We start from the raw sequence: 20420 nt of genomic DNA, 5'->3' as shown, positions 1-20420 counted from the left end.
GCCCATGCGGGACGAGTGCTGTCTATTATCTACAAGTGTCTCTATTCCATTATTTAACAATTCAATCGCAAAGGATTCCTCATGTATAACAATGCAACCATCTCTCGTTACCTTTGGTGCATCATTCTTTCTTTGTTTTTTATGGGTGTCGTTGTCGCACAGCAACAACCCGACCCGAGAAAGTGGAGCCAGATTGACCTTCGAATGTCGAAGGTTGCTCGCTCTGCGGAACAAGTCAAAGTTCCTCTCTCGGTCAAAGAATATGTTCATCCCGTAACAACTCCGACGACCTATAACACGGCGCAAGGAATGTTGACGGTTAATCCGAGTTTTCGTGTCCACCCGACAACATGGTCAACACAAAGCGAAGTGCCTATTACACGTCACCCGTTGAACGGAAACATTATGTATGGTAGTGCAAACACGGTGGACTTGGGTGTTTCGTTTATCAGCGAGGGTATGTACCTGACGACCGATGGTGGAAATACATGGTTTGGTTCCGATACAACTGCGGCGGCAACACTTTCACAGCACAGCGGCGACCCCGCGCCGGTGATTACACCGAACGGAACATTGATTATTTCTTATTTGTATGGAAACGGAGTTGGCGCTTCTCGCTCAACGAACATGGGTGCAACATGGGATGCAACGGATGTTCTGGAAAGCGGTTCTTCCGACAAGAACCACACATTTGTAGATGATGTACCGACGAGTCCGTACTATGGAAGAGTGTATGCAACATGGTCTGACTTTTCACAGTCATTACCTCCGACCGCAGTCTCTTATTCCTCCGATGATGGGGCGACATGGTCTGCTTATCAAATTATTCACACAGGATTATCCGGTCACTATGACCAAGGTGTGAACGGTGTGGTTGGTGTGGATGGAACCGCGTATATTTTCTGGCAAAATCCTGTTGCAGGTTCACCGTACACTGGCGATTTTGTCGGTATGGGAAAATCCACCAACGGCGGTGCGACGTGGACAGTAACACCAAATATTTATGATTGTAATGGCATTCGCGGAACGATTTCACAAAAGGCAAGCATCCGTACAAACGATTTTCCTTCAACAGGAATTGATAAGACGAACGGCGCGCGCCGCGGATGGATTTATAGTGTAACAGCAGAGAAGAATCTTGCACCGGCAGGTTCTGACCCCGATATCGTTCTTCATCGTTCAACAGATGGCGGTACAACATGGTCAGCCGGGATTCGCGTGAATCAGGATGCACTGAACAATGGAAAAATTCAATACATGCCATGGTTGGTTGTTGATGATGCAGGGGCGGTCAATGTTATTTTTTATGATGACAGAGAAACAACCTCCGATTCAGCGATGGTGTATGTAGCGCGTTCGCTCGATGGCGGTACTACGTGGACTGAAATTCCTATTCCTGATTCCCGATTCAAACCGCAACCAATTTCCGGTCTTGCCGGTGGTTATCAGGGTGATTACATCGGTATTACGTACGGTATCGGAAAAGTGTGGCCCTATTGGATGAGTAACAGAAGCGGAACGTATCAGGCATGGACAACATCAATCGTGACAACGGAAGGTTTTGGTTTTGTCGAGGGAATGGTGACGACGAACTCCAACCCGATTGGTGGAGTCGCTCTTGATTTCATAGAACCTGAACTACAACTCCCCGGTGCGAGTGATGCAACAGGATATTACTTTGCAGGTGCAAGGGTTGATACACCCGGAACACAGGCGACTTATACCCTGCGTGCGAGAAAGTTTGGTTATTTAGATACAACGTATCAGGTAACGCTTATGCGAGGTGATACAGTTTTACAAGATGTGGTCATGACTCCCGCTCCGGGCGGAACGCTTTCGGTGTATGCACACACAACGAGTGGCGCACCGATTAAGGCAAACGTTAAAGTAAAGTTCAACGGAACGGAAGTCATTAATGAATACACCGACTCGTTAACCGGTATGTTCGCCGCGCCGTTACCGGTTGGGACGTATGAGGTACTTGTTGACCCGCCATCTCCGTACGGGCACAAAACCTATACGAATGTAGCGATAACGGAAAACACAACGACACCGATTGATGCAGAGTTACGTCCGGTCGTGGAAGCATCGCCGACGGCGTTGTATGATACACTTGGAGTCGGACAATCAAACACGGTGATGCTGACGCTGACAAACACAACGAGCGATTCAGTTCCGTTCCGACTTTCGAACGATGAAGCGTTGTTTAGAAATCTTCCGAAGCAACCGCAGTTCGCCGAGAACAGTCCCTCGAAAGATTTGAATCTTGTCGTCGGTAAAGATGAACAAGACCCGCGTTTTGGTCCCAATCAAACCATGGGGAAAGGCGGACCGGATGCTTTCGGTTATGTTTGGATTGATAGTGACGAACCGGGTGGTCCCGCATTTAATTGGATTGACATCTCAACGGTAGGGACTCCGATTACAACTTGGTCGGGTGGTACGGATGACGATGGACACTTTGTTGTGACGCTGCCGTTTACATTCAATTGGTATGGAAATAATTATACCTCGGCAAGAATCGGAACAAACGGTTTCCTCGGTTTTGATGTCGCTTCGACAAGTTATGGTGCGACTAACGGAGCGATACCATCATCTGCTTCACCCAATGATGCTATTTATGCATTCTGGGATGACCTCGATCCGGGTGCAGGCGGAACTGTGTACTATTACTATGATGCCGCAAACAGTCAGTTCATCGTTCAGTACAATAATATTCCACATTACGGAACAACGACTCCCGGTTTGTACACGTTTGAAATTATTCTGCAACCGAACGGAACTGTTCTTGTTCAGTATTTGGATATGCAACAGACAGTTAATGCCTCAACGCTCGGAATTGAAAATTCCGCAGGTGATATCGGATTACAGGTTGTGTACAATAACACGTATGTTCACAACAATCTTGCAATTCTCTACAAGTTGCGCGGCGTAGATTGGCTCTCGCACGAGCCTTCATTTGGTACCATCCCGGCAATGGGCAGCGTGAACATCACGAACACGTTCGATGCTACGGGATTAACTCCAAGCACAACGTATCTTGCAAATATTTTTGTTGATGCAACACATCAGGATATTTCAGGAAGCGTGACGGTGCCGGCATCATTGCGCGTGATTCCTCTCGAAGGACCCGGCATAGCCGTGAATCCGCTTTCGAAAGATTTCGGTCAGGTAATTATTTACCAGACAAAAACCGATAGCGTGAAAATCCGGAACATCGGAACAGCACAACTCAATATTTCGTCTGTCGTTTCTACGAACGGAGATTTCACGACACAATTATCAAGTGCCACAATCGCCCCGGAAGATAGTGCGAAGTTATATATCACATACAGCCCGCAAATGCCGGCAGGCGCGGAAACGGGTGAAATTTATATTCTCAGCAACGACCCGCTTAATGATACAATGACAGTCAATGTTGCCGGTACAGCCGTGGGTGCGCCTCATTTCTTCAGCGCAACAACAACATTAGATAAAACACTTGAAGGCGGTGTAAAAGATTCTATCCTGTTCAATGTTGGAAACGATGGAACGTTGGATGGAAATTTCAATGCCCGCGCGGTGATGTACTCAGTAAATGCAGGAGTTAATGCTATTCCTATTGAAGTACCGATGGCGATCAAATCATCCAAGCGATTTCAACCAGCACAATTATTTGCAGAGAACAGTCCGTTAAAAGATCCATACGCAGAATTTGGTAAAAACGAATTTGACCCAAGATTTGGTCCTCTTGTTCTTATGGGTAAAGGTGGCCCAGATTCTACAGGCTATACATGGATAGATAGTGATGAGCCCGGTGGTCCCCAATTTTCGTGGATGGATATACGTGGAGTAGGAGATACAGTCACCTTGGGGGATGATGTTAATCGCGGACCTTTCCCGCTTGGGTTTGATTTTACCTTCTATGGAAATACGTTCAACTCCATCAGAATAGTATCGAATGGATTTTTGACTTTCACATCTACGGCAACTGGAATCACAAATGCAGCTATACCAACCACGACTGAACCTAATAATTTAATAGCCCCGTTCTGGGACGATCTTGATCTTCGATCAACAAATGGAGGAAGTGTTTGGAAATATTTTGATGCAGCCAACAACAGATATATTGTACAGTACGATAGCGTTAAGAAATATGGCACTACTGAAACAAGCCGCTTTACATTCCAGGTGATAGTACAAGCAAATGGACAAATTGTGTATCAATACAAGAATATGGTTGGCACATTAAACTCAGCAACGATTGGTATCGAGAATAGCACGGGTACAATAGGCTTACAGGTTGTTTTCAATAATACGTATGTTCATGATAATTTAGCAATTCTGTTTAGTCCTCCGGGTGTAAATGGTGGTGGTGGGACATGGTTAAGTATCAATCCAACAACGGGAACGGTTCTCATCAACGACTCAACACAACTTGCCGCGACATTTGATGCAACCGACCCGAGCATCTATAATAATCCGGGCGATTACTACGGCAGGATTGAAATCACTGCAACGAACTCAACGTTAGCAGACAGTCTCAATATTCCCGCTCACTTATTTGTCGTTCCTCCTGCAGGCGCACGATTAGCGGTGACTCCCGATTCACTCGGCTTTGGGAATGTTGAGATTGGCGCGAATACATCATTGTCGGTATTGGTGAAAAATATCGGCGGCGGTTCTTTGAACGTGACAGATATTCAATTGACCAATTCCGGTTTCTCGGCATCGCCGGCAAACTTTACGTTGAACTCACTTGATACACAACGCGTCACCGTGACATTTACAGCGCCGTCTCCCGGTGGTTTGTACAGTAGTGTGATGAGTTTTGTTTCTAATGATGCTTCCGCTCCAACAGTGAAATTGAGCGGACGAAGCATTGGCGTTGCACACTTCACCGCTTCACCGGATTCATTCTATGTCAGTCATCCTTCAGGACCTGATACGTTATCTCAGAATCTGACAATCAACAACACGGGAACCGATACATTACGCTATCGCATTGATGAAGCAGGAACCGGTGTTGTTTCAAGCGTAATTGTTCCGAACCCGGAACCGGCGTATGAATTACCCAAAGGCGTCGAAGACCCGAGGAGTGGAACGCCGCAGTTGATGGGCGCAGGTGGTCCCGATGCATTCGGGTATCGCTGGATTGACAGCGATGAACCCGGAGGTCCGGCGTTTAACTGGGTTGATATTACAACCGTTGGTACGCAGATTACCGATTGGGGTAGCGGTACGGGCGATGAAGGTCATAATATCCAGACGTTGCCGTTCAACTTCCCGTTCTATGGAAATACCTATAACTCCGTGAAGATTACTACAAACGGATTTATTAGTTTCGATGTCGTTTCGACAAATCATACATTTTCAAACGTAGCAATTCCATCTACGGGCGAACCGAATCTCAACATCTTCGGATTCTGGGATGACTTGGATGTACGCACTTCCGGCGGTGTTTATTACTACCATGATGCAACAAATAACCGCTACATCATTGAGTATTACAACGCGCCACATTTCAGTACCGGCGGACCGTACACGTTCCAGATTATTCTCAAACCGAGTGGCGAAATTCTCTGTCAGTATCTGACAATGACCAACCCGTTGAACTCGTCATCAATTGGAATTGAGAACGCAACAGGAACAGATGGACTGCAAGTAGTGTACAACAATACCTATGTCCATAACAATCTCGCGCTGATGTTCACAGCAGATTTGTATCCGTGGCTTTCCACAAACGTAACAACCGGAACACTCGCTCCGGGTGCAAGCCATACGGTTCAGGTTCGTACACATCCCGGGATTGAACTTCCGGCAGGAACATACAGCGGTCGGCTCCGTCTCTCCGGCAACACAACCGATACAAAGAATATCGGTGTGCGAATGGATGTTACCGGCGGTTCACCCTGGGTGCAGGTAACGTATCCGAACGGTGGTGAATCGTTCATCGTCGGACAGTCATATAATATTACATGGAATAAAAATCTTGTTGATTCTGTGAAGATTGAATATTCAACTGACGCGGGAACTACATGGTTACTTATCAACGCAGGAGTTCCTGCATCGTTAATCGTTGATGGAACGCATCCGAAAGATGCATTGCGCGGTGCAACGAGTCTCAATGAAACGGGTTCGTACCTGTGGACCATTCCGAATGCGCCAACAACGATGGGCAGAGTTCGTGTGTCTGACAAGAATAACTCTTCAATTACAGACATGAGTAATGGTAACTTCACAATTTCTTCATCGCCGCCGGCGACATGGGCAACGCAGACAAGCGGTACAACTTCGGCGTTGTACAGTGTTTCTGTGGTAGATGATCAAGTTGCATGGGCAGTCGGTGATGCAGGTGTTGTTCGCAGAACAACGAACGGCGGTGCTACATGGTCGGCTACGGCAATTCCGTTAAGCGGACAACCCAATCATCAGGTGTTTGCAGTAAGCGGTGATGTTGCGTTTGTTTGCGTTAATCCATCAGCAGGAAACGATGGCAGAATCTATCGTACAACGACTGGTGGAACAAGTTGGTCAATGGTGTACCAAAATACAGGTACAGGCGCGTTTATCAACGCGGTATATATGTTTGATGCAACGAACGGTTTGGCGATGGGCGACCCGGTCAACAGTCAGTGGACTCTCTTACAAACTACCAACGGCGGAACTTCATGGACACCGTATGGAACGTTAGCACAAGCAGGAACAGAAGCGGGATGGAACAACTCATTTGAATGGAAAGGATCACAACTCGGTTGGTACGGAACGAATAACTCACGTGTCTATTACACAACCAATGGCGGAGCGTCGTGGCAATATTCTGCAACGCCGGCGCCAAATTCGTATGGTGTTTCATTCATCAATTCACAACTGGGCATGCTTGGCGCCGCAACCGGTGTTACCGCCGCATCGAACAACGGTGGTACATCATGGAGTGCGACCGCAAACGCAGGTTCGGGTAGCGCATTGTTCCCGGCTGGTGTTTCAATCCCGACACAACGATGGTGGATGGCAAGCGGTACAACGCTTTACAAAACAACAGACCAGGGTGCCAGTTGGACGACAGACCATAGTCGTTCAGGCGCGTTCAATCATATGCAAATGAAAGTTGTTTCTGGCGCAGGTGTTATTGTCGGATATGCCGTTGGCGCGTCTGGACAAATTTCAAAATACACGGAATATCTCCCGGTTACAGCAGGTTCCATCAGCGGTATGAAGTTCGAAGACCTTGATGCCGATGGTGTGAAAGACAACGGTGAACCCGGATTAAGCGGTTGGAAGATTTACATTTCCGGAGCGATGACCGATTCAACAACAACTGATGCAAACGGCGCGTACGCGTTTGAAGATATTGATGAAGGCGACTATGTTGTGTCAGAAGGTATGCAACAGGGCTGGTATCAAAGTTATCCTGCAAACGGAACACATTCAATTTCGCTTACCGCAGGTCAGGCGCAAACCGGAGTTGACTTCGGAAACTACCGTCTTGCATCTCTTGCAGGAAGAAAATATGAAGATGCAAACGGTGATAGCACCGGAACGAATGATGCCGGAATTCAAAACTGGGCAATCTATATCAACGGAACTACGTCCGATACAATGATGACCGATGCCGCAGGTGCGTATCTCTTCAGTGGATTGAGACCGGGAACGTATACGATTTCCGAAAACCAATCTGCCGGATGGACGGTAACGCAACCTGCAAGCGGTGTGTATCAGGTGAATCTGCAATCAGGTCAGGCTCGTACCGGATATAACTTCGGGAACTTCGAATTCGGCTCCATCAGCGGTATGAAGTGGAAAGACTTCAATGGCAACGGCGTGAAGGATGCGGGTGAAATCGGGATGTCTGATTGGACGATTAACGCAGTCGGTACGAAGCCGGGCAATTCTCATCAGTTGATGACGGATGCGAACGGCAACTTTATGTTTGATGGTTTGTTCTATGATACGTATACAGTCACCGAAGTTCAGCAGGACGGATATACACAAACATATCCGCCGGGTGGAATGTACTCTATTACAATCACCAGCGGGACGAATGTAACCGGAAAAGATTTCGGAAACTTCTCACCCGATACCGGCGCCTTCCGAACGTTCAGCGGCGATACGATTGCTCTTTCAAAAGATGCAAGAGGAAAAATCGGAAAGCCGGTGAAGCGCGTTGCAAATATTGTGAACTTCAGGTTCAAATTGATTACGCCGAATTCCGCTTCGCATTTCCTGCAATTAGACTTTAATGTCTCGGCAAACGGAAAGATTCATCGCGTTCGAGGTGCTAACGATACAGTTGTTGGCGTCTTTAACAGCAAGCGATTCGGACCGGTGAACTTGAGCGTTGCCAATGGCGATACTGTCTTTGTTGAAGGTGTCGGCAGTTCCGGGAATCCGATTAAAGCAACCTATAAGTGGAATGCTGCAGATAAAGTGAGCGTTTCCTCGTTCTTGCGAAATCAGCCGGGATTACCGCAGCCGAACGCACTCAATTTGATTGAAGAACTCTATCAACAGAACGCATTTGGAAGCACGGGATTGAAAACCGGTGTTGCGCTTACCGGAACGCTTGCCTTGCGTTATGGTTGGGCACAGATTACACGATTCTCCGATGCATCGAAATCGTTCTATGATGGCGGACGACGTCACCAGGGAACACCGCGTGCCTTCGATTTAATTGGCTCGAAGCCGTTTGTCGGAAAGCAAGCGAGTGTTTCTCCGAAGAAACACAACAACGCGTTCTTTGCCGAACTTGCCGCATTGCGAATTAACATTGTAGCCAGTGCAGCAGGAAAAACTCCGAACGGATTCGGCGACCTCATCTTCGATGATGAAAGCGGAAATATGTTCTGCGGTAAATCAGTTATCCAGATTGCATCGAAGGCAGATAGTTTTGCTACCTTTGGAGTGCTGGAATCTCCCGCAACCGCACAACTGTATTACGATGTTGTGAAGATGCTCAACACATCGTTCCAGGGGACGGTTGATACAGTCAGCTTCGCCCGAAAGACGGTGTTCAAAGGTACAAGACGGTTGTACGAAGTTCCTTATTTGCATCTGAACCTGACGGGAGAACGCACGGTCATCACTCTCAATGAAGATGAAGTTGTGTCCGAGACTCCGGTTGCGTTTGCGCTCGAACAGAACTATCCTAACCCGTTCAACCCAAGCACGACGATTAAATTCTCGCTGCCGGAAGATGGAATGGTAACGTTGAAAGTATTCGACATGCTCGGTCGTGAAGTCGCTTCACTCATTAATCGTGAAGAGATGTACGAAGGTGAACATGAATTCGAGTTCGTTGCAACCAATCTCGTCAGTGGTGTGTACTTCTATCGCATCGTCGTCGAAGCGCCGAATGGCATTGAAGATGAAAACGGCGTTGTCGGAGTGAAGACATATCAGGATGTCAAGAAACTCCTCTTGATGAAGTAAGTCACGTAACGTCATCAAGTAAATAATTACATTATCGGCACGGAGAATCCCGTTGTACGGGACTCCGTGCCGTTTTATTTCTACCTGATATTTTTGTTCTTCAGTAATCAAAAAGTTTTATCCTCGCTATGAAATTCGTTCAACTCCTTTTTATCATTGTTTCGTTGGTTGTTCTTTTCACTTCCTCTCTTTTCTCGCAAAACGGTCTTTCGTTCGTCGGTCATCTTGACCAAAAGCATGGTACGTCGGGAGATAACATTTCATATTCTGCATGTTGGGGGTATGTCGCTCCGAACGGTCGTGAATATGCAATCGTCGGGACGTACACCGGCACGCAAATCATCGATATAACCAGCACCGATTCAATCCGGGAAATTACGCACATCAGCGGACCATCCTCTATCTGGCGTGAGATGCGAACCTACAAGCAACGCGCATATGTCGTCAGCGAAGGAGGAAGTGGTGTACAAATCATCAATCTCGAAAACCTTCCCAACTCTGCAAACCTTGTTCGCTCATTCAATTACACAAGTGGCTCGAAAAATATTTTGAGAAATCACAGCATCGAAATTTTCGATGGATACATGTATCTCAATGGAAGCGCGAATTGGTCGCCAGGAGGCGTACTGATTTTTAGTCTAGCAAACGTTGATACGCCAACCTATGTCGGTCAATACCAACAGGAATATGCGCATGACAGTTACGTGCATGGAAACCGATTGTATTCGGCGAGCATTTATACCCCGGGCGGATTGAATGTAGCAAACATTACTAACAAGGCTAACCCAACACATATTACAAAAATAACGTACAGCAATGCCGGAACGCATAATGCATGGACAACAACCGATGGCAATTTTGTCATTACAACCGATGAAGTCGGCAATTCAGTAAAAAATTTGAAGTTCTGGGATGTGCAAAATATTCCACCAGCACCAACTTCGCCGATTGCAACATATAGAGTTGGAGGTGACGATATCGTACACAATGTTTTTGTGCGCGGTAATTATGCTTATGTAGCATGGTACACAGCAGGTATTCAGGTTGTTGACATTTCAAATCCATATTCACCTACAACGGCGGGATATTATGATACATCGTTAGAACCCGCCCCCGGGTACAATGGTGTATGGGCTGTCTATCCGTATTTCTGGTCGGGCAAAGTGATTGCAGGCGATATGCAGAACGGCTTGTTTGTATTTCGGTTTAATAATCTCGCTCCGCGCACCCCGGTCAGTTTACTTGAACCCGCGAACCAACAAGCGTTCTGTTCGAACAATCCGATTAATTTCAAATGGTCAAGAGTTGCAGACCCGGCGAAAGATCCGCACGCGTATTGGTTTTCTCTGAAAGGACCGGGAGTTGATACAATGTATGTTCTTACTACCGACACATCCTTCACTCTGAATAATGTTGCTTCACTGGCGAACGGAACATACAAATGGTACATCACCACAAAAGATGAAGCGACACAAATTGCAACACGTGACACGTTTTCGTTTGTGAAAACCACACGTTCACTTTCTCTTTCTTCTCCCAACGGAAGCGAATTGCTGAAAGCGCAATCAAACGTGAACATCAATTGGTCTGCCGCGTGTGTTGACAGCGTGGAAATCTCCTACTCAACGGACGATGGTTCGACATGGAATATCATACAATCATCCCTTCCGGCATCGGGCGGAACGTACACGTGGAATGTTCCGAACACGCCGACAACGCAGGGAAGAATTCGTGTCCGCGATGTTTCCGACACGACGCTTCTTGATTTGAGCAGTTCTTCATTTACGATTTTTGTTTCAGTGAATGTTACCGTGCTTGTTCCGAATGGCGGAGAAATCTGGGAAAGTGAGAGCATGCATCAAATCTCATGGTCGTATGAAAATGTGAGTAACGTTACCATTGAATATTCTTTGGATGCAGGCGGAACGTGGACGACTATCATTGCAGATACTTCAGCATCAACGGGAACTATTGACTGGCAATTGCCGAATGTTCCCGATACGACCGAAGCGCTGGTGCGAATCATAAATCTCAGCAATTCTTCAATTGCCGATACAAGCGACGCCACCTTCACGATAATTAAAATCCAGCCGCAGCTTCATCTTCTCGTTCCCAACGGAGGAGAGGTCTGGCAGATTGGAACTCAGCAAACAATTTCATGGTCAAGTTTACTTGTTGATTCAATTACGATTGAACTTTCGGTTGATAACGGAACGACGTGGGCAACCATTGTTGCGAATCTTCCGGCATCGTCCGGTTCATACTTGTGGACGGTTGATGGAGAAGGAACAACAACAGCATTGGTCCGATTGAAAAACTCAGCCGATTCAACATTGCTCGACCAGAGCAATGCCGTATTTGAAATGCCGGTGCTTGCAGTCTCTGTGTTGCCGTCATGGAATCTTGTGTCGGTTCCTGCACGGTATGAGAACGAACTCATCAGCAATATTTTTTCAGGTGCGGCTTCAGAAGCATTCAAATATGTCGGTGGGTATGAAACGCTCGATACAGCAATCATCGGAAATGGTTTCTGGATAAAATATGCTTCTGCATTAACATTCCCGATTTATGGATTATCAACATCACAGGAAACGATTGCGGTGAGAGAAAAGTGGAATATCATCGGCTCACTCAGTTCATCCTTCTCTGCATCAACGCTTGAACCGATTCCTCCGACGATGACACTCTCACAACTTTTCGGCTATCATCCCGATTCGGGTTATACCATTGCCGGAACGATTCAGCCGGGAAAAGGATATTGGCTGAAAGCCTCAGAAGCCGGTTCACTTGTGTTGAACAGTTCTCTCATCGCTTCCAAAACAATGCCTGTTGATGAGAACAACGGACAGGCTTCTCTGAACTTCAAGGATAACAAAGGCAGAGTGCGAACATTATATCTCCGGGATGCCGAAGCAAGTCAACGAACAACAGTGATGAATGAATTGCCGCCTATTCCGCCATCGGGCGTGTTCGATGTGCGGTTTGCTTCTCAGCGAAATACGGAATCACTTTCTGAAGCGACATCAAAAGCCACTATCGAAATTCGTTCGGCGGAATATCCGTTGAACTTAACATTGGCGGGCAACCAACATGGTTCATACAAACTTGTCGAGCGGAAACAGGGTGTAATCATACATGAATATGATTTCAATACATTACCCGTCATTTCGCTCTCATCAGGGCCGGAAGGAACGTTGACCATCGAAACCGGTAACTCGTCTGAACTTCCTCAACAGATTTCTCTTGGTCAGAATTATCCAAACCCGTTCAATCCGGTTACGGTTATCAGTTACCGGTTGTCGGTTAATACTTTTGTCTCCTTGAAGGTGTTCAATCTTCTTGGAGAGGAAGTTGCAACGCTTGTCAACGAAGTGCAGGACGCTGGAACGAAGAGCGTGGAGTTTTTCGCCGATAAACTTTCGAGCGGTGTGTACGTGTATCGCTTAACAGCGGGGAACGTAACAGAAGTGAAACGGATGACCGTTTTGAAGTAAGCAGGAATGTCAATGGGTCAACGCGAAGAGGGAGGCCATGCAAAGAGAACGATTTTTCCAGGCTGATTCACTTTTATCCAATATGCCTGAAACGGCATAAGTGTATCTGCCGCGAAGTAACCGGTTCCCTGTGCGTATCCGAAAAAAGAAGAAGTAAGAATTCCATCGGGGATTGTTTGCACAGAACCGACAGAGATTGGTTCGGAAAGTGTCCCGATAAAATTCCAATCGCAGTTGACTTCAAGAGTATCACTTCTCATCGGCATTCCAGAAACGCTTACCGTTCCTTCCGATGGAAGTTTCATCCAATATCCTTTACCCGATTTCAAAGTGTCTTCGACGAAATATCCACCGTTGCAATTATATCTTGTAAGGGAAGATGTTCCGGCAGGAATATCAATCGTGCTTTCATCATTCAACTCTACGGGAAAAGAAAACATATTCCATCCTGCGTTTGCTTCTCGGGTGAGAGTTACAGGAAACGTTTTTATGACAGAATCAACTGCGATGCGAAGAGAAGAAAGCCGCGTATACAGACTCTCGCCCGGACACTCTGTCGAGCATCCAACTCGATGCCCGCTGATGTTCGGAATAGTCAACCCGGTTGGTGAATGAAACGAAGTATCCAACGGCGCAATTGTTCTCTCGTATGCTTTCCATGCAAGAACGTTTCGTAATATTTCCAACGCAGTATCGGTCGGTGCGATAGATGTAAACGTTCCGAGTAGCGAAACACCCATCGTCTGCTCGTTATTGTTAATGCCGTTCGGGTCGGGAGCGATGCCGCAGAAATGTCCGCCCCGAATATTTGAAATCGAATCGCCATACCATGCTCGTCCTTGATATAATACGCCGTTCGGGTCAATCAACCAGTTGTATCCGATGTCGCCCCAGCCGAGCGTGTTTGCATGATACACCCAAATCGAACGGACAACTGCCGCCCAATCAGAATGATTATTTGAATCTGCCGTATGATGAACAATGAGATGCGTAACATTAGTTTGCAACGGAGACCATCGCGGAGATGATTGCCCTTCGGGACATGACCAATCAGTGCGGGAAAGAAATGAAGGAACGACGTTGAAAGTGCGATGTGAAGAATTCGTTTGCTTGATTGGTTGAGGCGTTGTTCCCGGGTTGATGAACGTGAACTTCAAACTTTTTATCGTTGATGAACCATTGGAAACGGGGATGGTGAAACGAAGTTTACATTGAATTGACTGTGTCTCTTTTCCCAGAAACAGCAATGCACTCGAAAGATTTTCGGTCGAGGACACAACGTCTTCATCGCGGTGAACTATTTGCCATTCGCTCCATTTCACTCCGTCGTGGGAGCGAATGAAAAGCGTTACTTCGTCTTGTTCGATGTTATTCATCTCCCACACTATTGCCATGGACAAGAACGGCTCAACGTTGTTCATAGGAATGTTGATTGCTTCAAACAGTATTTCCGAAGCAAACCCGGATGGCAGAATGTTTCCACCCGGAATTAACGTCACTTCTTCTGTTTGTACTAAGCTAGGATTTTCCTGTGCTTGAACGAATTGAGACAAAGGGAAAAATACAATGAACAGAACAATCGAGCAAACTAAAGTTATCAGTCTACATTGTAAATCCGCAATTGGTAATCCGAAATTCGAAATCCAATTAATCACCAAAACTCGTTCCCACCGCTCTCGCTGTCAATATCAACTGCGAATCCAACGGCACAAGTCGCTGACGACTAATGGCATCTTCGAGTTTCACTAATTCAACATCGCGCCCGCGCAGACTGACCATCTGTCCGAATTTTCCTTCCGATGCCGCTTGCAACGCCATCGAACCGAATTTCGTGGCGAGAATTCTATCGTATGCTGTCGGACTTCCGCCGCGCTGTAAGTGACCAAGCACAGTCGTGCGTGTTTCCAATCCGGTATGTTCGGTGATTTTCCGTGCAACAAGGTCGCCGATACCGCCGAGACGCAACGGGTCGGTTCGCTTTGTATCATGTTCTTTGACGACAATCTGGCCGTCTTCCGGTTTCGCACCTTCCGCAACGCACACGATGCTGAACCGCGCGCCTTTACTTCGCTTGAGAACCGTTTCAAAAATCGAATCCCACTTGAATGGAATTTCAGGAATGAGGATAATATCCGCGCCGCCGGCAAGTCCTGCGCCGAGTGCAATCCATCCTGCGTAGCGTCCCATCACTTCAATCACCATGACGCGGTGATGCGCAGACGCGGTAGTGTGGAGACGGTCAATCGCTTCCGTAGCAATCGAAAGAGCGGAATCGTACCCGAACGTTACGTCGGTTGCTTCGAGGTCGTTATCAATTGTTTTCGGAACGCCGATGATGTTCATTCCCATCTTGGAAAATTTGTATGCGATGTTCATCGTCCCGTCGCCGCCGATGGCAAAGAGCGCATCGAGTTCCCATTTCTGATAATTGATGAGCGCGTGTTCCGAGTAATCGAGCGTGGTAATTCCTTTCGGTCCTTCGACGGGATAGTGGAACGGGTCGCCTTTGTTCGATGTGCCGAGAATTGTTCCGCCGAGATTGACAATTCCGAGAATGTCGAGTTTTGTCAACTCACGCATTTTTCCTTCGACAAATCCTTCGAAGCCATCCACGATACCGATGACTTTTGCATTGAAGAACGACATCGCCGGTTTGGCGATGCTTCGGATGACGGCGTTGAGTCCGGGGCAGTCTCCGCCACCGGTGAGAATTCCGACTCGTTTCAATGTTTTGGGCATAGGTTTCCTTTTCTGAAATCAAACAAATGAATGAGGAAGAATGTAAGAAATTTCTTTGATCTTTAATCCGATACTATAAAATAGGAAAGTTATACAAAGAATTGTGTAGGTTACTATTTCAAGATAACTGCCTTTTTTACATCAAAAGATATACCTGATGTGAGTTTGTAAAAATAGATCCCGCTTGGAACATGAGATGCATCCCATTGTACATGCTTATCTCCTGCACTTACTACTCCCTCAACGAGAGTAATGATTTCTTCTCCCAATACATTATACACCTTCAACGTAACATACATTTCTTTAGCAAGAGTGTATTTAATTTCTGTCAAAGAGTTGAATGGATTGGGGTAACTTTGCTCAAGCCTTAATGCAACTGTAATCTCAGGCGGTGAAGGAAAATCTTCTATTTGCCATGGTGGTGATGGGGGTAATTCATGAAAACTCAGCGGATTAATCGGAAGATAACGGACCAATGATTGTAGTAAGATCGAACCTGTATCAGAAGCGAGCGTGATAGATCCATTTCTTTGAGTCTTTATCCAATAACCTTTTCCTGGAGAAAGTACGTTCGATAGTTGATACGTGCCAGACGTGTATTCATAAAATGGAGATATGATAAGGTCAGCCGAATCTTGAATTACATTACTGACATTTATCTGTTGTGTAATTCCTCCTATCAGATTCCATCCTTGGGACAACTCTACCATAACAGATTCCATACTATCTCCGTGTAAAAAATGAAAACGTTCATCCTGTGATTTTACCCAATACCCTTTTCCAATTTCCAGCGTGTCCGTTATTTGGTAACCCTTATTGTACCGATATGCTTTTGATGAGATATTAGGAAAAACAATTGACGGGTTTCTTTCAGAGGTTTCCAATGGTAACGATATCAAATTCCATCCTGTTGAAAAAAGTACTCCGCGACCGGGTATGAAACATTGTACATAGGGCGGTTGGATTACTGATGACGCAGGTGTATGAAGAATGCCTGCACCACAAGCAACCCAGATAGAAACACTATCGAAAATATCAACGCCATAGCCGCTTGGTGAATTCGGAAGAAACTGCCATTTTTTTCCACCGTCAACAGTAGCAATAATACCTTGCGGACCAACAGCCCAACCGACATCATCACTGAGAAATTTATGTTGCCAAGATGTAATGTGAAGTGAATTGATGTCAAACCAACTTACTCCACCATTAGTCGTTTTCAAGAGAGTACTTGTTCCTGAAACCCATCCAATTTGATTTGATGTAAAGGAGATATCTGACAACTGATGCGGAAAAGCGACCGTAGATACTTCAGTCCATGTCATTCCGCCGTCAGTTGATTTCATAATACTTCCTCCATTTCCTACCAGCCACCCATTCAAAGAATCAAGAAAAAAAACCGAGCCTAAATCATCCGGGGTTCCTGAATTAATCGCTATCCATTGATTTCCTCCATCGGTTGTTTTTGCATACGAACCAAATCTTCCAGCGAGCCAACCAAGATTCTTATTAAGAAAAAAGACCTTGTACCAGCCACGAAAATTTTGTGGAGCATACTGTTTTGTCCATTGTTCGCCCCCATCAGTCGTATGATAAACCACAGACCATTCTTCACCAACACACCATGCAGTAAGTGTATCAAGGACAAAGAGTGAATGTAATGTACCGCCGGGTTGATATTGTGGAAACCATTCTTTTCCACCATTAGTTGTTTTCAGTATCCCACCACCAACCGCCCACCCAACTAACGGATTACAAAATTTTACATCGAACGAACTACCAGCATGACTTGAAATATTGTTCCACTCGATACCACCATTTGTTGAGGAGGTAATAAACCCTTGGCCACCCACTGCCCATAGATGAGATCCATCCCGTGTGACATGGAGGGAACTCAGTGAACCGATCGAAGCCACAGAATCCCACGTCCAACCACCATCAACAGATTCATAGAGATAATTCGACGCCATTGCCCATCCATGCATAGAATTAACAAATTGTATTGACTGAAGACGATCATAGATAACCTCATCCCATGAACGATCAATCCAGCTTGTACCACCATCAGTGGTTAATAAATGAGCAGCAAACCATTGCCCTCGTTTACCACCTACCCATCCATGCAAACTGTCAGCAAAGAACACGGAATAATCATAATCATCGTTACTACTCAATGAGAGAAACCATGTAGAACCTCCATTGGTTGTTTTATAAACTTTTGTCTGTAATGCCACCCATCCCAATCGTTCGTTAACAAAGTAGATTGACGAGATAGTGTAATAATCTGAAATTATACTCGAATCCCATGTCACACCACCATTTATAGTGCGCCATACGGTATTTTCTCCTGACACCCATCCGTGAATATCATCAATAAAAAACACAGAGGATAGATTAATGCCGAAATTATTTGTATGGCGAAACCATGTTTGTCCTCCATCTGATGTTTGGAATAATGACTTACCTCCTACGCACCATCCTACACACCGATTAATGAATTGAAGCGATGTTAGGTTAGCAGAAGCACTATCTATTTGGTAAAGAATTCTCCAAGTTACTCCTTTATCCGTGGTTTTCAATACCGTTCCGTTCCCTCCTACAGTTACTACATTATTTGAATCGAAAACCCAAACACTGTTGAGCCAATTTCCCTGCGGTTTTGGATACTGCCATTCCCATTCTTGTCCGTTAGAAGGCAACCAAGTAAAAACAAAGAAACATATGATGCTTAGAATCTTTTTCATAATATCTTTAGCAAAAAAGTGAAGCGTTCATTTTGAGAGAAGTTACTACTTTACTTGACAAAAATCAACCATTCGCTTCATCTTAACCACACTTGTTTCGTCTCAGGTAATCTCCCGTATGTAAAGACCATTAATTACAGAATTCCTGATTGAAAAATCAGTATTAGCAGGAGCCAGTCTTTTTGAAGTAAATTTATCGCCCGAATCTCTCAGGCACGTACTTCACAAACAACTCGGTGAGTTTGTTGCGTGAAATGGAATCGAAGTCTTCGTCGTCGCTGTTTCGCTTGCGGAGGACTTCAAATTCGACCTAATATTATTCCTCTTCCCCCTCAACATTCTTTTTAAGCGTAACATATTAACCGCTTCCCCACGGTAATTAAATCACACTATACTGTGATTTTACTTGCAAAGTCAGGCTTTTCTTATTACATTTGCTCAAAAAATCACACTATAATGTTAGCCAAATATATCGGTGAAACGATAAAGCGCCGGAGAAAAGAACTTGGAATCACTCAGCCGCATCTTGCAGAGTTAGCCAACATCAGCACGAACACGTTGTATAAATTGGAGAGAGGTCAGGGCAATCCTTCGTTAGATGTCTTGAACAAATTAGCAGAAGTGCTCGGCATGGAATTGAAACTTGAAGTCATGAATCTGCCTGCGGGGAAAGCGGGAAAACTGTAATTCCATGAGACAGGCAAACGTATATCGCAACGGAATATTTGCAGGTATTCTGGCGGAGGACGACCGGCATCATTTTGTTTTCCGCTATGATGATGCCTACTTCAACGACAACAGCAAACCGGCAATCAGTGTAACGCTTCCAAAGACTCAACAGGAATACCGGAGCGAAATTTTGTTTCCGTATTTCTTCAACATGTTGAGCGAGGGGGTGAACAGGAAATTGCAATGTACACATCTGAAAATTGATGAAGAAGATAATTTTGGTCTGCTGATGGCAACGGCACAATACGATACAATCGGAGCCGTTACGGTAAAACCGATTGCGATGCAATGAGCGGAGTGCAGATACCATATTGTCCCGGAACATTGGCAGAAGGATTTTCTACCTACAGTCCGGGTTGTTTGCGGAATCTCTTTCATGGGAAGAAAGTAAGCCATGTATTGCCCTACGACGCGCCGGAACAAAACGAAGAGGTGGCTGAGCAGTTCAGAGATAATCGTAAACGCATCTCTATCTCAGGCGTTCAGGAAAAGTTGAGTTTCATCTTAGAGAAAAATGTGTTGCGGTTGACGAACGAAGGCGAACAAGGAACATACATCCTGAAACCGATTCCGAGAGATTTGAAGAATGTTACTCAGGTCCCGGCAAACGAACATCTGACCATGCAAATCGCAAAGCAAGTGTATGGAATAACCACCGCTGAAAATGCTATGATATTTTTCAAAGATGGCACACACGCTTACATCACCAAGCGGTTTGATGTGGATGATAATGGAAGAAAACGAGGGAAAGAAGATTTTGCCTCGCTTGCTGGAAAAACGAAAGATAATGCAGGCGCGAATTTCAAGTATGAGTTCAGTTACGAAGAGATTGGATTCCTGATACAACAATACGTCCCTGCGTGGCGCGTGGAAATAGAAAAATTTTTCTTGTTAGTAGTGTTCAACTATTTGTTCTCGAACGGAGATGCACACTTGAAAAACATTTCGCTTCTCGAATCCTCGAAAGGTGATTACCTTCTCAGCCCTGCGTATGATGTAATCAATACAAGACTGCATGTGGACGATTCTGATTTTGCTTTGAGTAAAGGATTGTTTGCCGATGCAAAACGTTACCGAGGTAAGAGCGGACATCCATCCAAAGCGGATTTTATTGAATTCGGAAAACGTATTGGAGTAACAGAAGGCAGGATTGAAAAATTGTTAATTCCTTTCTTGGAGGAACAACGCATGGTTGTAACGCTGACAAATCGTTCCTTTTTGGATGAACCAAGCAAACGTGGATATTTGTTGATGTATCGAACGAAAAGGAATTATTTGAATACAGAGAACGGATAAACTTGTTCTTGTT

The 20420-nt window shown here is 45.5% G+C and carries 8 protein-coding genes; 5 read left to right on the top strand and 3 right to left on the bottom strand.

Translation table 11 applies throughout. The features are described from left to right. The first annotated feature begins 81 nt into the window (after positions 1-81). The gene (locus HY960_14540; GenBank protein ID MBI5216969.1) at positions 82-9408 is read left to right on the top strand and encodes a choice-of-anchor D domain-containing protein; all 9327 of its coding nucleotides are present in this window, start codon (positions 82-84) and stop codon (positions 9406-9408) included. 128 nt (positions 9409-9536) lie between these two features. Beyond that, positions 9537-12902: a choice-of-anchor B family protein gene (locus HY960_14535; GenBank protein MBI5216968.1), complete on the top strand. Its 3366-nt coding sequence runs from the start codon at positions 9537-9539 to the stop codon at positions 12900-12902. A gap of 17 nt (positions 12903-12919) precedes the next feature. On the opposite strand, the gene HY960_14530 is transcribed toward HY960_14535, so the two are convergent. The 3 genes from HY960_14530 to HY960_14520 all read right to left on the bottom strand — a co-directional run bounded on the left by HY960_14530 (position 12920) and on the right by HY960_14520 (position 18382). After that, positions 12920-14455: an N-acetylmuramoyl-L-alanine amidase gene (locus tag HY960_14530; GenBank protein MBI5216967.1), complete on the bottom strand. Its 1536-nt coding sequence runs from the start codon at positions 14453-14455 to the stop codon at positions 12920-12922. A 94-nt stretch (positions 14456-14549) separates the two neighbouring features. After that, entirely contained in the window at positions 14550-15641 is a 1092-nt protein-coding gene (locus tag HY960_14525; protein MBI5216966.1) for an ATP-dependent 6-phosphofructokinase, read from the bottom strand. Between the two features lie 113 nt (positions 15642-15754). Further along, on the bottom strand, positions 15755-18382 hold the full coding sequence (locus HY960_14520; GenBank protein ID MBI5216965.1) for a T9SS type A sorting domain-containing protein: 2628 nt from the start codon (positions 18380-18382) through the stop codon (positions 15755-15757). 456 nt (positions 18383-18838) lie between these two features. On the opposite strand from HY960_14520, the gene HY960_14515 reads away from it, so the two are divergent. The 3 genes from HY960_14515 to HY960_14505 are packed head-to-tail and all read left to right on the top strand — an operon-like array spanning position 18839 to position 20407. Beyond that, positions 18839-19069 carry a helix-turn-helix transcriptional regulator gene (locus HY960_14515; GenBank protein MBI5216964.1) on the top strand — a complete coding sequence of 77 codons (231 nt, stop codon included), beginning with the start codon at positions 18839-18841 and terminating at the stop codon, positions 19067-19069. Positions 19070-19073: 4 nt separating this feature from the next. Continuing rightward, positions 19074-19403, top strand: a complete 330-nt coding sequence (locus HY960_14510) for a HipA N-terminal domain-containing protein (GenBank protein MBI5216963.1) — start codon at positions 19074-19076, stop codon at positions 19401-19403. After that, on the top strand, positions 19400-20407 hold the full coding sequence (locus HY960_14505) for a HipA domain-containing protein (protein ID MBI5216962.1): 1008 nt from the start codon (positions 19400-19402) through the stop codon (positions 20405-20407). The genes HY960_14510 and HY960_14505 overlap by 4 nt, the downstream gene beginning before the upstream one ends. Positions 20408-20420 lie beyond the last annotated feature (13 nt).

Source organism: Ignavibacteriota bacterium, assembly GCA_016212665.1.
Classification (GTDB): domain Bacteria; phylum Bacteroidota; class Ignavibacteria; order UBA10030; family SZUA-254; genus FW602-bin19.
The sequence above is the reverse complement of the archived record's forward strand: the minus strand, read 5'-3'. Positions and strand labels throughout refer to the sequence as shown.

Bases quoted from the DNA above. Each gene is read 5' to 3' on its own strand.
- HY960_14540 (MBI5216969.1), top strand. From the start codon at position 82: ATGTATAACAATGCAACCATCTCTCGTTACCTTTGGTGCATCATTCTT.
- HY960_14535 (MBI5216968.1), top strand. From the start codon at position 9,537: ATGAAATTCGTTCAACTCCTTTTTATCATTGTTTCGTTGGTTGTTCTT.
- HY960_14525 (MBI5216966.1), bottom strand. From the start codon at position 15,641: ATGCCCAAAACATTGAAACGAGTCGGAATTCTCACCGGTGGCGGAGAC.
- HY960_14520 (MBI5216965.1), bottom strand. From the start codon at position 18,382: ATGAAAAAGATTCTAAGCATCATATGTTTCTTTGTTTTTACTTGGTTG.
- HY960_14515 (MBI5216964.1), top strand. From the start codon at position 18,839: ATGTTAGCCAAATATATCGGTGAAACGATAAAGCGCCGGAGAAAAGAA.
- HY960_14510 (MBI5216963.1), top strand. From the start codon at position 19,074: ATGAGACAGGCAAACGTATATCGCAACGGAATATTTGCAGGTATTCTG.
- HY960_14505 (MBI5216962.1), top strand. From the start codon at position 19,400: ATGAGCGGAGTGCAGATACCATATTGTCCCGGAACATTGGCAGAAGGA.